This is a genomic window from Paraburkholderia bryophila, from assembly GCF_003269035.1.
Taxonomy (GTDB): Bacteria; Pseudomonadota; Gammaproteobacteria; order Burkholderiales; family Burkholderiaceae; genus Paraburkholderia; species Paraburkholderia bryophila.
In genome coordinates this window covers 152,931-169,528 of the sequence record NZ_QLTK01000010.1, presented here as the reverse complement: position 1 = coordinate 169,528, position 16,598 = coordinate 152,931, and the positions used below count along the sequence as shown (strand labels likewise).

The window sequence follows — 16,598 nt, the reverse complement described above, 5'->3', positions numbered from 1 at the left end:
AAAATTGCGGGCCACACTGAGAAGAGTGATCACCATGTATAACTTGCCAGACGAAAGAGGCCATTTCGGCCAATATGGCGGCGTGTTCGTTGCTGAAACGCTGGTTCACGCGCTTGACGAGCTGCGTGCTTCGTACGAAAAATTCCAGAAAGACCCTGAATTCGTTGCCGAATACGAGCGCGAGTTGAAGTATTTCGTTGGTCGTCCGTCGCCGATTTATCACGCGAAGCGCTGGAGCGAAATGCTCGGCGGCGCGCAGGTTTTCCTCAAACGTGAAGACCTGAATCACACCGGCGCGCACAAGATCAACAACGTGATCGGTCAGGCTCTGCTGGCGAGGCGCATGGGCAAACCGCGCGTGATCGCCGAAACCGGCGCCGGCCAGCACGGCGTGGCGACGGCAACCATCGCGGCGCGCTTCGGTATGGAATGCGTGGTCTACATGGGCGAGGAAGACGTGCGCCGCCAGGCCGCCAACGTCTACCGCATGAAGCTGCTCGGCGCGACGGTCGTACCGGTCCAATCGGGTTCGCGCACGTTGAAAGACGCGCTGAACGAAGCCATGCGCGACTGGGTCACCAATGTCGAAAACACGTTCTACATTATCGGCACGGTCGCGGGTCCGCATCCTTACCCGATGATGGTGCGCGATTTCCAGCGCGTGATCGGCGACGAATGCAAGGTGCAGATGCCCGAGTTGGTCGGTCGTCAGCCGGACTCCGTGATTGCGTGTATTGGCGGCGGTTCGAACGCGATGGGTATCTTTTATCCGTATATCGACGACACTTCCGTGCAGTTGATCGGCGTCGAAGCAGCCGGCGATGGGCTCGAATCCGGTCGTCACGCGGCTTCGCTGATCGGCGGGAGCCCCGGGGTGCTGCACGGTAATCGTACCTATCTGTTGCAGGACGAAAACGGTCAGATCATCGAGACCCATTCGATCTCGGCCGGCCTCGACTACCCGGGCGTCGGTCCCGAGCATGCGTGGCTAAAAGACAGCAATCGCGCGCAATACGTCAGCATCACCGACGAAGAAGCGCTGAAAGCGTTCCACGATTGCTGTCGCATCGAAGGCATCATTCCGGCGCTGGAGTCCAGTCATGCACTGGCCTACGCCGCGAAGCTCGCGCCGACGCTGGCGAAGGACAAAGTTCTTCTGGTCAACCTGTCGGGCCGTGGCGACAAGGACATGCATACGGTCGCCGAGCGATCGGGCATTCAGTTCTGAGCGCCGCGACGATGCGTGACGAGTTCGACGAGCCGCAGCCGGCGATTGAAACCCTCGATCCGGCCGCCAAAGTAGCGGCCGCCGTGGCATCTGAGGCGTTACTGCCGCAGGTGCCGGCCGGCATTCAGCTGTTGAACCGCGATTTTCTGACCGATGTGGCGAACATTCCCGACGGGTCGATCGACCTGATCGTGTGCGATCCGCCTTATGGGCTCGGCAAGGATTATGGCAACGACTCCGATATGCGGACCGGCGACGCATTTCTCGCCTGGACGCGTAGTTGGCTCGAGCTGGCTGTTCCCAAGCTCAAGCCGTCGGGTTCGCTGTATATCTTCTGCACGTGGCAGTACTCGCCGGAAATCTTCAGCTTTCTGAAGACAAAGCTCACGATGATCAACGAAATCATCTGGGACCGGCGCGTACCGAGCATGGGCGGCACCGTGCGCCGGTTTACTTCGGTGCACGACAACATCGGCTTTTTCGCGGTGTCGAAGGATTATTTCTTCGATCTCGATCCCGTCCGCATCCCGTACGATGAAGTCACGAAGAAGGCGCGTTCGCGTAAATTGTTCGAGGGCAGTAAGTGGCTGGAGGTTGGCTATAATCCGAAGGATGTCTGGTCGGTGTCGCGACTGCATCGGCAACATGCCGAGCGCGTCGCGCATCCCACCCAGAAGCCTCTGGAAATTGTCGAGCGGATGGTGCTGGCGAGTTGTCCGAAGGGCGGGCGCGTGCTCGACCCGTTCATGGGCAGCGGCACCACCGCAGTCGCTTGCGCCCGACAGCAGCGCGAATTCGTCGGCTATGAGATCAATGAAAGTTACTGTGCGATAGCGCGTGAACGCGTCAGTATCGCTGCGAATCCCGCGCCGGTGAAGGCGCAGCCGGTTAAAGCAAAAGCTAAACGGCAGACCGAAACGCAGTGAGCCGCAGTGAGCGTTATCCAGCACGCGCCGCGTAAGCCGCGCGCAGTGGCTTAAATTCGAGAAATTTCCATGTCCCGTATCAAGAATACATTTGCCGCGTTGTCCGCCCAAGGTAAGAAAGGCCTGATTCCATTCATGACGGCCGGCGACCCGGACCCGGCCCGTACGGTCGAATTCATGCATGCGCTCGCTGCCGGCGGCGCGGACGTAATCGAACTGGGCGTGCCGTTTTCCGACCCGATGGCCGACGGTCCCGTGATCCAGCAATCGTCCGAGCGCGCATTGGCGCACGGCGTGTCGCTGCGTCACGTGATCGCGGACGTCAAGCGTTTCCGCGAAGCCGACGACAAGACGCCCGTTGTGCTGATGGGCTACGCCAATCCGATCGAGCGCATGGGTGTCGAGGCGTTCGCGAAAGCCGCTCAGGAAGCCGGCGTGGACGGCGTGCTGGTGGTCGATTACCCGCCGGAAGAGTGTGCTAACTTCGCTGAAAAGATGCGATCCGCCGCGATCGATCCGATCTTCTTGCTAGCGCCCACGTCCACGGACGAGCGCATCGCGGAAGTCGGCAAGATTGCCAGCGGCTACGTCTATTATGTGTCGTTGAAAGGGGTGACCGGCTCCGCGAATCTGGACGTTTCCAGCATCGCGGGTAAAATCCCGGCCATCAAGTCGCGCGTACCCCTGCCGGTGGGCGTTGGTTTCGGCATCCGCGACGCGCAAACCGCGCGTTCGGTGGCCGAAGTGTCCGATGCCGTCGTGATCGGCAGCCGTATCGTGCAATTGCTCGAACAGGCGCCGCCCGAGACCGCGGCTGAAACGCTCACGCGTTTCATCGCCGAAGTGCGCGAGGCGCTAGATAGCGTCGCGACTGCCCGATAACAGTTATTTTTGTCGTCTGTAATGTGAGCGGCGGGTTTATCCCGCCGTTTGCGCAACCGCCGACCCCAGAAGGATGGAATATGAGCTGGCTCGATAAACTGCTGCCGCCGAAAATCAAACAAACCGACCCGAAGAGCCGCAAGGGGATTCCGGAAGGCCTGTGGATCAAGTGCCCGTCGTGCGAAGCCGTGCTGTACCGCAACGACGTCGAGGCCAATCTGCACGTTTGCCCGAAGTGCGACCATCACATGCGCATCGGCGCGCGTGAGCGGCTCGACGGCCTGCTCGATCCGGAAGGCCGCTACGAAATCGGCCAGGAAATCGTCCCGGTCGACGCGTTGAAGTTCAAGGACAGCCGTAAATACCCCGATCGCCTGAAAGAGGCAATGGACGATACCGACGAAACCGACGCCATGGTCGTGATGGGCGGCGCAATCCACACGCTGCCGGTGGTCGTGGCCTGCTTCGAGTTCTCGTTCATGGGCGGCTCGATGGGTTCGGTGGTCGGCGAGCGCTTTGCGCGCGGCGCGCAGAACGCGCTCGAACAGAAAGTGCCGTTCGTCTGCTTCACCGCTTCGGGCGGCGCGCGTATGCAGGAAAGCCTGCTGTCGCTGATGCAAATGGCGAAAACCACGGCCATGCTGACCCGGCTGGCCGAAGCCAAGCTGCCGTTTATTTCCGTGCTGACCGATCCGACCATGGGCGGCGTGTCGGCGAGTTTCGCGTTTCTCGGCGACGTGGTGATCGCCGAGCCGAAGGCGCTGATCGGCTTTGCCGGCCCGCGCGTGATCGAACAGACGGTGCGCGAAAAGCTGCCGGAAGGTTTCCAGCGCGCTGAGTTCCTGCTGACGAAGGGTGCAGTGGACATGATTGTCGACCGTCGCAAGCTGCGTGAGGAAATCGCCCAGTTGATGGCGTTGCTGAGTCACCAACCGGCGGATGCCGTCGCTTGAGCAGGCGCTAAAGCGGTAGACAGCCCGGGCTCCGCCGAGCGCGGTGGCAGTCAAAAAGCAGTCAAAAAAGCAGGCAAAAATAACGCGCCGCGTGAGTGATCAAGCGGCGCGTTGTCATTTCCAGGATAATCACGGCGCACCACCGCCTAACCGATTTACTCGCGATTCATTCGATGACGACATTCCCCACCCTCGACGCGTGGCTCACGCACCTTGAATCCGCGCATCCGGTCGGCATCGACATGGGTTTGGGCCGCATCTCGCAGGTACGCGATGCGATGCAACTGTCGTTTGCGTGCCCGATCATCACGGTCGGCGGTACGAACGGCAAGGGCTCGACCTGCGCGATCCTCGAATCGATTCTGCTGCGCGCCGGCTTCACAGTGGGTTGTCACACGTCGCCGCATCTGCTCGCATTCAACGAGCGCGCGCGCCTGAACGGCGAAATGGCGACCGACGCCGAACTGCTGACGCACTTCGAAGCCGTCGAAGCCGCGCGCCTGAGTCTCGCCGAACCGGTCACGCTGACCTACTTCGAATTCACGACGCTGGCGATCATGAGCCTGTTCGCCTCGCGCGGGTTCGACGCGGTGATCTTCGAAGTCGGCCTGGGCGGCCGTCTCGACGCGGTCAATATTCTCGATACCGACTGCGCAATCATCACCAGCATCGACATCGATCACACGGAATATCTCGGCGATACGCGCGAAAAGATCGGCTTCGAAAAGGCCGGCATTTTCCGTCCGGGCAAGCCGGCGATTTGCGCCGATCCGGTGCCGCCGCAGTCGTTGATCGATCATGCGGAGAAGATCGGCGCCGAATTGTGGCTTTTCGGCCGCGATTTCCGCTATGAGGGGCAGGCGGGCAGCGAGCGCCAGCAATGGAGTTATGTCGGCCCGACCATGCGGCGCTCGGCGCTGGCCTATCCGGCGTTGCGCGGCGCGAACCAGTTGATCAATACGTCGGCGGCGCTGGCCGGACTCGAAGCGCTGCGCGACCGTTTGCCGGTGTCGGCGCAGGACATTCGCCTCGGCCTCGCCAACGTCGAACTGCCCGGTCGTTTTCAGGTGCTGCCCGGCAAGCCGGCCGTCGTGCTGGACGTTGGCCACAATCCGCACGCAGCCGCCGTGCTGACGCAGAACCTCGGCAATATGGGGTTCTTCCCGTACACCTACGCGGTGTTTGGCGCGATGCGAGACAAGGACATCGCCGGCGTATTGGCGCATCTGAAGGGCGAAATCGACCATTGGTGCGTGACCGATTTGCCGCTCGCGCGGGCCGCCACGGCGGAGCAGCTCGAAGCGGCGCTGCGCGAGCAGGGCGTGGACGAAGCTGCCGACAGCAGCGTCACGCGCTACGCCACACCGGCCGAGGCGTACCAAGACGCGCTAAAACGGGCGTCAGAGAATGATAGAATCGTGGTTTTCGGCAGTTTCTATACGGTAGCCGGTGTGATGGCCTACCGTAAATCGCAGCAACACTGAACGGGCGCCAGGCTCGAACCAAGCGATTCATGGGAATTTTCTCGTTCGGCAAGAAAGACGACGCGCCCACCCGGCGCGGCGCAAATACCAGTTCCACCCGGGCCGCCCGTGGCGAGCGCGTGGAGCGGCGAACCCGCCGCACGGAGCGCCCCGTCGACGCCGACGCCATGCTGCTCGACCCTACGCTGCCGGAAAAGCAGCGTGCGCGGCGCCGCCTGGTCGGCGCCATCGCACTGGTCGTCGCCGCGGTTGTCATCCTGCCCATGGTGCTGGACTCGCATCCCAAGCCAGTCACCGACGACATCGCGATCGACATCCCCAACCGTCCCGCGCCGAAGCTCGCCAAGGCTGACGAAGACACGCAGGCCGGCGTAGCACCTGACAACCCCACGCCTGACGCGGCACTCGCCGCTTCGAGTCTTGCGCCGACAACGGCCGCGAAGCAAGGCCAGTCCGGCAGCACGCAAGCACAAAGCACGACCACAAGCGCCGCGGCGCCCGCAGCGAGGCCGGCGGCGAAACCGGCGGCATCGGCCGTTGCGGCGAACACCGCACCGGCCACGCCGGCAGCGTCTGCAAAACCCGTCAAACCGCCGGTCACGCATAACGCCGCAGCCACACCGGCCCTAAGCGCCGCCGACGACACGAACACCACCGCCGCCAGCGCGGACGCGAATTCCGGCACGCCGGCATCGCCGCCGGGCAGCCGTTTCGCGGTGCAACTGGGCGCATTCGCCAACGACGCCAACGCACGAAACTGGGCGGCCAAGTTGAAAGCGGCGGGCGTGCCCGCATATACCGAACATCGGAAGCAGGCTGACGGCTCCACGCTCACGCTGTTGCGGGCCGGTCCGTTTGCGGATCGTGCCGCGGCCAGCGCCGCGATTGCGAAAGTTCGCGAGGCCGGCTTGACGTCGGGCGCGAACAGCGGCACCGCACAGTAAGCGAGCGATGTTCACCGCCTTCGACTACGCTGTAATGGCGGTGATCGGTTTGTCGGCCTTGCGCGGCACATGGCGCGGGTTTTTGTCCGAGATATTCGGGTTGATCGGCTGGATCGCGGCGTTTTTCATTGCGTGCCGGTTTGTCGGGTTTGTCGTGCCGTTTATCCCGTCCACGTGGCCGGGCGGCGCGTTGACCCAGTGGCTGCTGGCCTTTGCGCTGGTGGTGATCGGTGTGGTGCTGGTGGCGAGCGTGCTGAATGCCCTCCTGAGCCGCATCGTGCAGGCAACCGGCTTGAGCGGCGTGGACCGCTCGCTCGGTTTGATGTTCGGCCTCGTGCGCGGGGTCATTCTGGTGCTGATTCTGGTCGCCCTCGCTGGCTTGACCGAACTGCCCCAACAGGAATTCTGGCGCAACGCCTTGCTGCGGCCCTATGCGGTCGAGGGCGTGCACGTAATGAAACCGCTGCTTCCCGAGACGCTTGCTGCTTACGTCCGCGTGTGACGATCAGGCGAGTGTTTCAAGGGATGCGGCAGGACTCCGGCGCAAACCGGTTGCCGCTACGTACCAGCAGGTCAGGGCGCGTACGCAGGCACCGGCCGCCACGACGAATTTCGTACCTTTGAAGGACATGCCATGTGCGGCATCGTAGGCGTAGTTTCCCACTCCCCGGTCAATCAGCTGATCTATGACAGCCTGCTGCTCCTGCAGCATCGCGGTCAGGACGCCGCCGGCATCGCAACCGCGAACGGCAGCAATTTCCACATGCACAAGGCCAACGGCATGGTGCGCGACGTGTTCCGCACGCGCAACATGCGCAGCCTGCCCGGCACGACCGGTATTGGTCAGGTGCGTTATCCGACGGCCGGTTCGGCGTCGAGCGAAGAAGAAGCCCAGCCGTTCTACGTGAACGCGCCGTTCGGCATCATCCTCGCGCATAACGGCAACCTGACCAACTGGCAGCAGCTGAAAGATGAGATGTTCCGCATCGATCGCCGCCACATCAATACGAATTCCGACACCGAGGTCATGCTCAACGTGCTCGCGCACGAATTGCAGCTGTCCAGTTCGGGCCTGCAACTCGATCCGGCCGCGCTGTTCAAGGCGGTGTCGGGCGTGCATCGCCGGGTGCGGGGTTCGTACGCGATCGTGTCGCTGATCGCCGGTTACGGTCTGCTGGGTTTCCGCGACCCGTTCGGCATTCGCCCGCTGTGCCTCGGCAAGCAGGAAACGCCGGAAGGTGTCGAGTGGATCCTGGCGTCGGAATCAGTGGCGATTGAAGGTATCGGCTTCGAATTCGTGCGCGATATCGCACCGGGCGAGGCGATTTTCATCGACATCGAAGGCAATCTGCATTCGCAGCAATGCGCGACGAATCCGAGCCTGAACCCGTGTATTTTCGAACTCGTGTACCTCGCGCGTCCGGACTCGGTGCTCGACGGCGTACCGGTCTACAACGTGCGTCTGCGCATGGGCGATTACCTTGCCGAGAAGATCAAGCGCGAACTGCCCGACGTGCCGATCGACGTGGTGATGCCGATTCCCGATTCGTCCCGTCCGGCCGCGATGCAGGTCGCGAAGAAGCTGGGCGTGGAGTATCGCGAAGGCTTCTTCAAGAACCGTTACGTCGGCCGCACGTTCATCATGCCGGGCCAGGCGGTGCGCAAGAAGTCGGTGCGCCAGAAGCTGAACGCCATGGGCATCGAGTTCAAGGGCAAGAACGTGCTGATCGTCGACGATTCGATCGTGCGCGGCACGACGTCGCACGAAATCGTGCAGATGGCGCGCGACGCCGGCGCGAACAAGGTGATCTTCGCTTCGGCGGCGCCGCCGGTGAAATTCCCGAACGTCTACGGTATCGACATGCCGACGCGCGGTGAGCTCGTCGCTCACGGTCGCACGGACGACGAAGTCGCGCGCATGATCGGCGCGGACCATCTCGTGTATCAGGACGTCGAAGCGCTGAAGCAGGCCGTGCGCGACATCAACCCGGCGCTGAAGGGCTTCGAGGCGTCGTGCTTCGACGGCAACTACGTGACCGGCGACATCACCACCGAGTACCTGGACCGCATCGAAACCGCGCGTCTGGCGCCGTCCTCTCAATCGGATCGCGACGCCGCGAGCGAAGCGATCGACGGCGGCGCGCCGGCGCGTTCGCAATTGCATCTGCAGTTGTCGGTGGGCTGAGTAAGCTGGCCTGAACCATGATGCTCATGGCGTGGCGTGGCGCGGTGCACGCCGCGCCGCGAGCGTGTTAGGATCATGGCTTGCGTCGATTTGATCTCAGCTTGCGGACGCGGGGTAACCCGAAACAGCTAAAGCGAAAGGTGGGAAACGCCGCATTCATCCGCCTCCGCTCCAGCTTTCCCCGCACATGAAGCCCGCTTATGCCGACGCAAAAGCGGGCTTTTTTGTTGCTGTCGTCTGGCGTTGCGCTCTCTTTTCACACGAGGCGCGCCGAACGCAGCCATGGAACATTGGAAACCAGAACCAACATGGACGACTCCCTGAACTTCGACACGCTGGCAGTCCGCTCGGGCACGGCGCGTAGCGACTTCAACGAACATTCGGAAGCGATTTTCCTGACCTCGAGCTTTGTGTTCGCGAGCGCCGCGGACGCCGCCGAGAAATTCAAGAACTCCGAAGACAACTACACCTATTCGCGCTTTACCAACCCCACGGTCACGATGTTCCAGGACCGCCTGGCCGCGCTCGAAGGCGGGGAAGCGTGCATGGCGACGGCGTCGGGCATGGCCGCGATCATGTCGGTGGTGATGTGCGCGCTGCAGGCCGGCGACCATCTGGTGAGCTCGCAGGCGCTGTTCGGCTCGACGCTCGGCATGTTTTCGCAGATTTTCACGAAGTTCGGCATTACGACCACCTTCGTCGATCCGACCGATCTGGACGCGTGGAAAAACGCCGTGCGCCCCGAGACGAAGATGTTCTTCCTCGAAACGCCGTCGAATCCGCTGACGGAAGTGTCCGATATCGAAGCGATCAGCAAGATCGCCAAGGCCGCGAACGCGCTGTTCGTGGTGGACAACTGCTTCTGCAGCCCGGCGCTGCAGCAGCCGCTGAAGCTCGGCGCGGACGTGGTGATGCATTCGGCCACCAAGTTCCTCGACGGCCAAGGTCGCGTGTTGGGCGGCGCGCTGGTCGGCTCGAAGCAGTTCATCATGGAAAAGGTGTTCCCGTTCGTGCGTAGCGCCGGGCCGACGCTGTCGGCATTCAACGCGTGGGTGCTGCTCAAGGGCATGGAAACACTGTCGCTGCGCGTCGAAAAGCAGTCGGCGAATGCGCTGGAAATCGCGCGCTGGCTGGAGACGCATCCGGCCGTGAATCGCGTGTTCTATCCGGGGCTGGAGTCGCATCCCCAGCATGCATTGGCCATGCGTCAGCAGAAGGCGGGCGGCGCGATTCTGTCGTTCGAACTGAAGGGCGACACGCCGGAGCAGATGCGCGCGAACGCGTGGCGTGTGATCGATAGCACGAAGATTTGCTCGATCACTGGCAATCTCGGCGATACGCGGACCACGATCACGCATCCGGCGACCACCACGCATGGTCGCGTGACGCCGGAAGCGCGCGCGGCAGCGGGTATTAGCGAAGGCTTGATCCGGCTGGCGGTGGGTCTGGAAAACGCCGTGGATATTCGCGGCGATCTGGAACGTGGTCTGGCGGGTTAAGCGAAGCGGGAGTTAAAGCAGGTCATGCGGGCCGCGAACTCAACGCGGCTCGCGCGACAACGCTACGTTCAGTGGCGCAGCGCACGCCATTGGCCGGGCGCCAGCCCGAAACGCCGCGTGAAGGCGTGCGTGAAAGCGCTTTGATCGCCGAAGCCGATATCCAACGCGATATCGGTCAATGAACGGCGCGGGTCCGCGAGCAACGTAAGCGATGTATCGAGCCTCAAGCGCTGCAAATAGCGATGCGGCGTCTCACCGAACGCCTCGATAAACACCTGATGAAAGCGGCGCATGCCGAGGCCGCAGTGCGCGGCGAGGTCGGCAATGCGCAACGGTTCCGACAAATGCGCGCGCAACCAACGGTCGATGCGCGCGAAGTCGAGACCGGCGCCAGGTGCAAGCACACCTGCCGTGGTGCCCGAATCGGCCACTAAAGCAGCGCCCAGGCGGGCCGCTGCATTCCAATGAAAACGACGGGCGTCCAGATCGTCGCTCTGAGCGCCGCCGGTAGCGTGCGCCGCGATCCGATGCACGAGCTGCGTCAATGACGCATCGACCGTTACGGCCCGCGCGCGGTCGAACAGGCGCTCCGGCACGGCCAGCGACGTCGCCGGCAGATCCAGCACCAACTGCCGGTTCTCGCCGATGCCCGCGTAGTCGTGCCGCGCGCCCGCCGGAATGAGCCACGCGGAACCGGCGTCGATCTGTTGCGCGACGCCGTTGACCGCCATCACCATCGCGCCGTCGAGGCCGAGCACGACCTGATGAAAGTCATGCACGTCCGACGCTTCGACCGCGCCGTAACGGCGCAGCGAAACGCAAGGGATGGTGGCGGTGGCGTGGTTCATCGTTAAAGCGCGGTCATCGGCAAACGGGCCGGTCACCCGAAACGCGAACGGCTCAAACGCCGAGCAATTCGACTTCGAACACGAGCGTCGCATTCGGCGGAATCACGCCGCCTGCGCCACGCACGCCATAGCCGAGTTGCGGCGGAATCGTCAGCTTGCGCGTGCCGCCGACCTTCATGCCTTGCACACCCTCGTCCCAACCCTTGATGACCATGCCGCCGCCCAGCACGAATGCGAACGGATCGTTGCGGTCCTTGCTCGAGTCGAACTTCTGGCCGTCGGTCAGCCAGCCGGTGTAGTGCACGCTGACGCTCTTGCCGGCAACCGCTTCGGCGCCGGTGCCTTCCACGATGTCTTCGTACTTCAGGCCGGATTCGGTAGTGACAGTCGACATGTAACGCTCCTCGGTTCAAAAACGTAAAAACCGACATTGTAGGCGTGTTGGCGGTGCATCGCCGAGGATTGCGGCGTGGCACGCGGATTGCAATCAGATTGGCCGTCCGGCCAGGCTGGTCGCGCCGGATGCCATGCCTATAATGGGGCTTCTTTCAATCATCATGCACTGCCTGAGAGGGCTCGATCGTGACAACCTCTTCAAGCGGAACCGCCGGCGCGCAGCCGGCGCCTTCCGGCTTCGCCGTCTCCGAGCGTACGGCGCATCTGTGCGCCGAAACCGCGCTGTTCATGCGTGACCACGTGTTGTCACTGGTGTCGCACGATTTACGCGGTCCGTTGAACGCGATCCATAGCTGGGCCTACGTGCTCGAGCGCAAGCTCGACGCGAACGACCCCAACGCGCAGCGTGCCGTCACCGGCATTCGCAATGGCGTGGACCAGCAGGTCAAGCTGCTCGAAACGATCGTGGATGCCACGCGCGCCGAAACCAAATCGCTGGCACTCGCTTATGCGTCGTTCCCGCTGCATCCGTTGCTCGACCAAACCGTAGAGGACGTGCGCACGGGTCTGGCTCGCACGCGCCAGGTCGAGATCGGGCTCGACTCGCAACTCGGCACCGAGCAACTCAACGGCGATCGCGGGCGCCTCGCCGCCGCACTGTGGCTGATGCTCACGTTCGCCGTCGAAGCCAGCGCTGAAGGCGCCACCGTCACGCTGGCCACGCGTGCGGACGCGACCGCATGGCACGCCGCCGTCACGTACGACAGCAACCTCGCCGCGTTGAGCGATCCCGCCTTGCCGCATCTGCTCGAAGCGTTCGCTCGCAAGCAGGCCGCCGAGCCGCGCGAAGCCAAGCGCATTGCGTGGGTGTTCGCACTCTGCAAGCGCGTCGCGGAAGCGCACGGCGGCGGTTTCGAGCAGATCGACGCTAGCGAAAGCGAAGCGGCCAGACTTGCGCTACGCATACCGCTGAGTGCGACCGCGCCGAAGTGAGCGCTCCACGTCGGCGTATGACTGCGCGCGGTTAGCTTTTCAGCGAGCTTTCACCCTCTATACTGACAACTTTTGTTGCCGGAGCCCTTCGCTTTGATCCAGGTTGTCGCCCTCATTGGCGCGTTGTTTCTCGTTGCCCTCAACGGTTTCTTTGTTGCGGCTGAATTCGGTCTGGTCAAACTGCGGGCTACCCGCGTGCAGAGTCTCGCCGCGAAACACGGCATGCGCGGCCGCTTGCTAGCCAAGGTGCATGGCCGTCTCGACGCTTATCTCTCCGCCTGTCAGCTGGGCATTACGCTGGCGTCGCTCGGGCTTGGCTGGATCGGCGAGCCCGCGTTCGCGCAACTGCTCACGCCGGTCTTCACCCTGCTCGGCGTGGAGTCGGAGAAGCTGATTCACGGCATTTCGCTGTTCTTCGCGTTCTCGTGTATTTCGTTCCTGCATATCGTGGTGGGCGAACTGGCGCCGAAGTCGCTGGCCATCCGCGAGGCGGAGAAAGTCTCGCTGTGGGCCGCCACGCCGCTGTATGGCTTCTACTGGGCCATGTATCCGTTTATCTGGGTGCTCAATTCGAGCGCCAACGCGGTGCTGAAGCTGGCCGGCCTGGATGCGGACCACGGCCACGACTCCCATTATTCGACCGACGAACTCAAGCTGATCCTGCGCGGCCGCCGTGCCAATGTGGCAAGCGAGTTGGGATCGGCGGACGGCGGCGCGTACAGCCAGGACGAATGGAACACGATCGCGCATTCGCTGGATTTTTCGCGCATGACCGTGTCGGACCTCATGCGCCCCGCTTATGAAATGGTCGGCTTGCGGCGCGATGTACCGTTGCGCGACAACATGCAGGTGGTGGCGCGGCATCGCTTCAGCCGTTACCCGCTGTTCGAAGACGCGGCCGGTGAACGCGTGGCCGGCATGATCCACCTGAAAGATCTGCTGCTGGCCCGTCATGCGGGGAGCACGCTCGACGATCTGTCGAAATACGCGCGGCCCGTGCAGTACGTGAAGCCGGACATGCCCGCGCTGGAACTGTTTCGCCGCTTCCGCAAGGGTGCGCCGCATTTCGCGCTGGTCGGCCATAAAAATGCGAAGCCGATCGGTTTTCTGACGCTCGACAATCTGCTCGGCGCGTTGGTCGGCCAGATTCACGACGAATTCCGTCAGGGCGACGCCGACTGGACGCGCATGGACGACGGCACCTTGATGGGCAAGGGCAGCTTGCCGGTGGTGTCGCTGGAGCGAGCCCTGGGTATCGATATCGACGAAGGCAAGGCCGAATCGGTCGGCGGTCTCGTGATTCAGGCGCTCAACGATCTGCCCACCGAAGGCCAGCGGGTGGAATTCGACCGCTTCGACGTGGTCGTCAAGAAGATGAAAGGGCCGCGTATCGTGCTCGTGCGCGTGTATCCGAAGACTTTCGACGACGAAGGCGGTTGAAGGCCTTTTCCGCTGAATCCGTCACAGCGCAGGTCCGCACTGCTCGCGTAGAATTGTCGTCCACACCGAGGGGGCGACATGGGGTATCTGCTGGTGCTGTGCGTGGGCTTGCTGGCGGGCACGCTGAGCGGCGTGATCGGCACCGGTTCGTCCATGCTGTTGATGCCCGTGCTCGTGATGCTCTACGGTCCGCAACAGGCGGTGCCGATCATGGCAATCGCCGCGATCATGGGCAACTTCGGCAAGGTCCTTGCATGGTGGCGCGAGATCGACTGGCGCGCATGCGGGGCCTACTGTGCGACCGCCGTGCCGGGCGCGGCGCTCGGTGTGCGGACCCTGCTGGCGCTGCCGCCGCACGCGGTTGAAATTGCGCTGGGATTGTTCTTTGTCGCGATGGTGCCCACGCGCCGCTGGCTCGCGCGGCGGGCCGTCAAATTCTCTCTGTGGCACCTTTCGCTGATTGGCGGCGTGGTGGGTTTTCTCACCGGCATCGTGGTGTCGACCGGGCCGATTACCGTGCCCGTGTTCATGTCCTACGGCCTCGTCAAAGGCGCGTTTCTCGCCACGGAAGCCGCCGGCTCATTGACCGTGTATGCCGCGAAAGTGGCGGTGTTCAATCACTTCGGCGCGTTGCCTTTGCGGGTGGTGATCGATGGTCTGATCACCGGCTCCGCGTTGATGACAGGCTCGTTCGCGGCGCGGAGCATCGTGGTGCGAATGAGTCCCGCCACCTTCAAGCTGGTGGTCGACGGGTTGATGTTGTCCTCGGGGCTCTCGCTGCTGTGGGCGGCAGGACGCTAATACACGGCGGCGTTGGGGCGCGCCGATTACCCCACCGAAGCCTCAAACACCCGCCGGTAATTCCCACCCAGAATCGCGCTCACTTCTTCATCCGTGAACCCGGCGACGCGCAGCGCGCTTGCCAGATCGGGCAACTGTTCGTAGCTGCGGAACACCGGCGGCGAAATGAACCCGAGCATGTCGCTTCCCAGCCCGACATGCGCCACGCCGACCACATCCGCCATGCGCTTGATGCCTTCGGCCATGGCGTGGATATCCTTGAACGACCCTGAACTCGGCCATACGCCGATCACGCCGCCCGTGCCGGCAATCACACGCGCATGGTCCGGCGTGATGAGCCGGCTGCGCGACGAAGGGTGCGTGGCCAACGCCGAATGCGACAACACGAGCGGCCTGGTGGACGTGTTGGCAGCGCGCTTTACCAGTTCGTAAGTGCCGTGCGCGACATCCACGACGATACCCAGCGCGTTGCAACGGCGCACCACTTGCGCACCGTTATCGGTCAGCCCGCCATGTACCGGCGGCTCGGTCTGAATATCGCCAAGTTCGTTCACGCGATAGTGCGTGAGCTGCAAATGCCGCAACTGATGCTGCGCGTAGGCCTCGTCGACGCGATCCACCTGACCTTCGAGAAAATCTCCGCCCTCGGCCGAGATGATCGCGCACGGCCCGAGTGAACCCTGCGCCGCGAGCGACGCCGCATTCGTGACCACCTGCATCCGCTCACGCTGGATCAACTGATGCGCGCGCTGGAATTCGGCTTGACCGAGCGCGTACAACTCACCCGGTTGCGGATCGCGCCACGCTTCGAAGCGCTTGCGGTTCTCGGCGACGCGCGTGACTGTAGTATCTGTGACGATCGCGAGACAGATCACGTTCATGCCACCGTTGCGCATCGGCGCGGCGAGCGGCAGAAACGGCCGACGCGCACCGATCGCCGGATCGCGCGACACGGTTACGCGGCCGGCGTGGCTGTGCATGTCGATGGTGAGCGTGCCGGACGGCGCTTGCCATGAAACTGCGGGCGACGAAGCCGTTTGCGACGCAGCCGCGCTGTCGCTCTCGGCCAGCGCGGCCGGATCGTCTTGCGCGTGGGGATCGGTGTAGCTCGCGAAACGGCCGGGTGCGCACGCCGCGAGTCCTAACGCCGCGCCGGAGGAAAGAAACGCGCGCCGGCTAAAGGTGCGCGGCAAAGACGGCGGACGTTCGAACGCGGTCGCTTCGACCAGTCGATAGCGCCAACCCGCGGGATCGTCGACCAGACGCAGCAGCCGGCCGCGTAACCTCAGCGCGCCGGCTTGCGGCGCGAGCGGTAGCGCCGCATAGACCTCGATCGATGCCGCCGGATTGCGCGGCACGCACCCTCCGCAGCAGGGTTCATCGGCGCTGAGCAGAAAGTAATCGACCGACTCGGCTTGCGGATCCAGCGGAATCATCCAACCCGTGATGTCGACGGTTGTGTCATGCAGCGTGTCGGCATTGCCATCGCGAATCGTCGACCAGTCGAGTGTCATCGGCATTCCTGTTGGGGCGATTTATTTGTGAGAACTGCGCCGCCTCGCACACCATGCTGCAGATCATGCGCGCGGCAAGATAAGCGTGGCTCCTAGCCTTTTCATTATCACCCGCCGGAGCGGCCAGCGCGTCGGTTCGACTTTGCTTGCAGCGTTGAAAGACGGACGCACGACCCGTAGGTAGGCAATCCAATCAGGAGCAGACCAGAATGACTCAAGCAGAGTAATACCTTTCACACACTGAAGAGCAGCTTCCCAATGCGCGCAAAGCCGTGCAACGGTTCGCCACGGAATGGCAGAACCCGATCGCGAAGGCGTGGTCGAGCATTTTCGCCAGGTGCTGACGCAACTGCCGGATTTGAAAGTCGACGTCTTGCAGTGGGCGCCAACCGGCGACGCCGTGATGATCGAATGGCAGCCATCGGCCACCTTAGCGGGTCAGCCGCTGCGGGTTAAGAAAGCATTGCGTTGCATGACGCCGGCAAGCCAGTAAAAAGGCGGTTAA

General features: G+C 63.1%; 16 protein-coding genes. 13 read left to right on the top strand and 3 right to left on the bottom strand.

Annotation, left to right across the window (positions count from 1 at the left end; all coding sequences use genetic code 11):
* Positions 1-34 precede the first annotated feature (34 nt).
* The 9 genes from trpB (at position 35) to BX591_RS17355 (ending at position 10,101) form a co-directional block, all read left to right on the top strand.
* Complete coding sequence (gene trpB / locus BX591_RS17395) at positions 35-1,228, top strand: tryptophan synthase subunit beta (RefSeq protein WP_111932618.1); 1,194 nt, start codon at positions 35-37, stop codon at positions 1,226-1,228.
* Between the two features lie 11 nt (positions 1,229-1,239).
* Entirely contained in the window at positions 1,240-2,154 is a 915-nt protein-coding gene (locus tag BX591_RS17390) for a DNA-methyltransferase (protein WP_111932617.1), read from the top strand.
* Positions 2,155-2,223: 69 nt separating this feature from the next.
* Complete coding sequence (gene trpA / locus BX591_RS17385; protein ID WP_111932616.1) at positions 2,224-3,036, top strand: tryptophan synthase subunit alpha; 813 nt, start codon at positions 2,224-2,226, stop codon at positions 3,034-3,036.
* 80 nt (positions 3,037-3,116) lie between these two features.
* Positions 3,117-3,989, top strand: coding sequence for an acetyl-CoA carboxylase, carboxyltransferase subunit beta (accD, locus tag BX591_RS17380; RefSeq protein WP_111932615.1), 873 nt, complete (start codon positions 3,117-3,119; stop codon positions 3,987-3,989).
* A gap of 173 nt (positions 3,990-4,162) precedes the next feature.
* The gene (gene folC, locus BX591_RS17375; RefSeq protein ID WP_111932614.1) at positions 4,163-5,473 is read left to right on the top strand and encodes a bifunctional tetrahydrofolate synthase/dihydrofolate synthase; all 1,311 of its coding nucleotides are present in this window, start codon (positions 4,163-4,165) and stop codon (positions 5,471-5,473) included.
* Positions 5,474-5,502: 29 nt separating this feature from the next.
* A complete protein-coding gene (locus BX591_RS17370) occupies positions 5,503-6,417 on the top strand; it encodes an SPOR domain-containing protein (RefSeq protein WP_111932613.1) in 915 nt (304 codons plus the stop codon).
* A gap of 7 nt (positions 6,418-6,424) precedes the next feature.
* Positions 6,425-6,919 carry a CvpA family protein gene (locus tag BX591_RS17365; RefSeq protein ID WP_111932612.1) on the top strand — a complete coding sequence of 165 codons (495 nt, stop codon included), beginning with the start codon at positions 6,425-6,427 and terminating at the stop codon, positions 6,917-6,919.
* A 132-nt stretch (positions 6,920-7,051) separates the two neighbouring features.
* Positions 7,052-8,602, top strand: a complete 1,551-nt coding sequence (gene purF, locus BX591_RS17360; RefSeq protein ID WP_111932611.1) for an amidophosphoribosyltransferase — start codon at positions 7,052-7,054, stop codon at positions 8,600-8,602.
* A 308-nt stretch (positions 8,603-8,910) separates the two neighbouring features.
* Positions 8,911-10,101, top strand: coding sequence for an O-succinylhomoserine sulfhydrylase (locus BX591_RS17355; protein ID WP_111932610.1), 1,191 nt, complete (start codon positions 8,911-8,913; stop codon positions 10,099-10,101).
* Between the two features lie 68 nt (positions 10,102-10,169).
* Here BX591_RS17355 and BX591_RS17350 read toward each other — a convergent pair whose 3' ends face one another.
* On the bottom strand, positions 10,170-10,949 hold the full coding sequence (locus BX591_RS17350; RefSeq protein ID WP_111932609.1) for an AraC family transcriptional regulator: 780 nt from the start codon (positions 10,947-10,949) through the stop codon (positions 10,170-10,172).
* Positions 10,950-11,001: 52 nt separating this feature from the next.
* Positions 11,002-11,343 carry an FKBP-type peptidyl-prolyl cis-trans isomerase gene (locus BX591_RS17345; protein WP_035561048.1) on the bottom strand — a complete coding sequence of 114 codons (342 nt, stop codon included), beginning with the start codon at positions 11,341-11,343 and terminating at the stop codon, positions 11,002-11,004.
* Positions 11,344-11,531: 188 nt separating this feature from the next.
* Between BX591_RS17345 and BX591_RS17340 the strand changes: the two genes are divergently transcribed.
* From BX591_RS17340 to BX591_RS17330, 3 genes are all read left to right on the top strand, one after another.
* Positions 11,532-12,338 (top strand): sensor histidine kinase, encoded by an 807-nt coding sequence (locus BX591_RS17340; protein ID WP_111932608.1) that lies wholly within the window; start codon positions 11,532-11,534, stop codon positions 12,336-12,338.
* Between the two features lie 93 nt (positions 12,339-12,431).
* Complete coding sequence (locus tag BX591_RS17335) at positions 12,432-13,778, top strand: hemolysin family protein (protein WP_111932607.1); 1,347 nt, start codon at positions 12,432-12,434, stop codon at positions 13,776-13,778.
* A 78-nt stretch (positions 13,779-13,856) separates the two neighbouring features.
* Positions 13,857-14,579, top strand: a complete 723-nt coding sequence (locus BX591_RS17330; RefSeq protein ID WP_111932606.1) for a sulfite exporter TauE/SafE family protein — start codon at positions 13,857-13,859, stop codon at positions 14,577-14,579.
* A 26-nt stretch (positions 14,580-14,605) separates the two neighbouring features.
* Here the strand turns inward: BX591_RS17330 and BX591_RS17325 are convergent, their stop codons facing one another.
* Entirely contained in the window at positions 14,606-16,093 is a 1,488-nt protein-coding gene (locus BX591_RS17325) for a dipeptidase (RefSeq protein WP_111932605.1), read from the bottom strand.
* A 292-nt stretch (positions 16,094-16,385) separates the two neighbouring features.
* On the opposite strand from BX591_RS17325, the gene BX591_RS17320 reads away from it, so the two are divergent.
* Positions 16,386-16,586, top strand: a complete 201-nt coding sequence (locus BX591_RS17320) for a nuclear transport factor 2 family protein (protein WP_111932604.1) — start codon at positions 16,386-16,388, stop codon at positions 16,584-16,586.
* The last annotated feature ends 12 nt before the right edge of the window (positions 16,587-16,598 follow it).

Coding starts and splice junctions, on each gene's coding strand:
- BX591_RS17365 (WP_111932612.1), top strand. CDS start 6,425: ATGTTCACCGCCTTCGACTACGCTGTAATGGCGGTGATCGGTTTGTCG.
- accD (WP_111932615.1), top strand. CDS start 3,117: ATGAGCTGGCTCGATAAACTGCTGCCGCCGAAAATCAAACAAACCGAC.
- BX591_RS17350 (WP_111932609.1), bottom strand. CDS start 10,949: ATGAACCACGCCACCGCCACCATCCCTTGCGTTTCGCTGCGCCGTTAC.
- BX591_RS17330 (WP_111932606.1), top strand. CDS start 13,857: ATGGGGTATCTGCTGGTGCTGTGCGTGGGCTTGCTGGCGGGCACGCTG.
- purF (WP_111932611.1), top strand. CDS start 7,052: ATGTGCGGCATCGTAGGCGTAGTTTCCCACTCCCCGGTCAATCAGCTG.
- BX591_RS17370 (WP_111932613.1), top strand. CDS start 5,503: ATGGGAATTTTCTCGTTCGGCAAGAAAGACGACGCGCCCACCCGGCGC.
- BX591_RS17390 (WP_111932617.1), top strand. CDS start 1,240: ATGCGTGACGAGTTCGACGAGCCGCAGCCGGCGATTGAAACCCTCGAT.
- BX591_RS17355 (WP_111932610.1), top strand. CDS start 8,911: ATGGACGACTCCCTGAACTTCGACACGCTGGCAGTCCGCTCGGGCACG.
- BX591_RS17325 (WP_111932605.1), bottom strand. CDS start 16,093: ATGACACTCGACTGGTCGACGATTCGCGATGGCAATGCCGACACGCTG.
- trpA (WP_111932616.1), top strand. CDS start 2,224: ATGTCCCGTATCAAGAATACATTTGCCGCGTTGTCCGCCCAAGGTAAG.
- BX591_RS17320 (WP_111932604.1), top strand. CDS start 16,386: ATGGCAGAACCCGATCGCGAAGGCGTGGTCGAGCATTTTCGCCAGGTG.
- BX591_RS17345 (WP_035561048.1), bottom strand. CDS start 11,343: ATGTCGACTGTCACTACCGAATCCGGCCTGAAGTACGAAGACATCGTG.
- folC (WP_111932614.1), top strand. CDS start 4,163: ATGACGACATTCCCCACCCTCGACGCGTGGCTCACGCACCTTGAATCC.
- trpB (WP_111932618.1), top strand. CDS start 35: ATGTATAACTTGCCAGACGAAAGAGGCCATTTCGGCCAATATGGCGGC.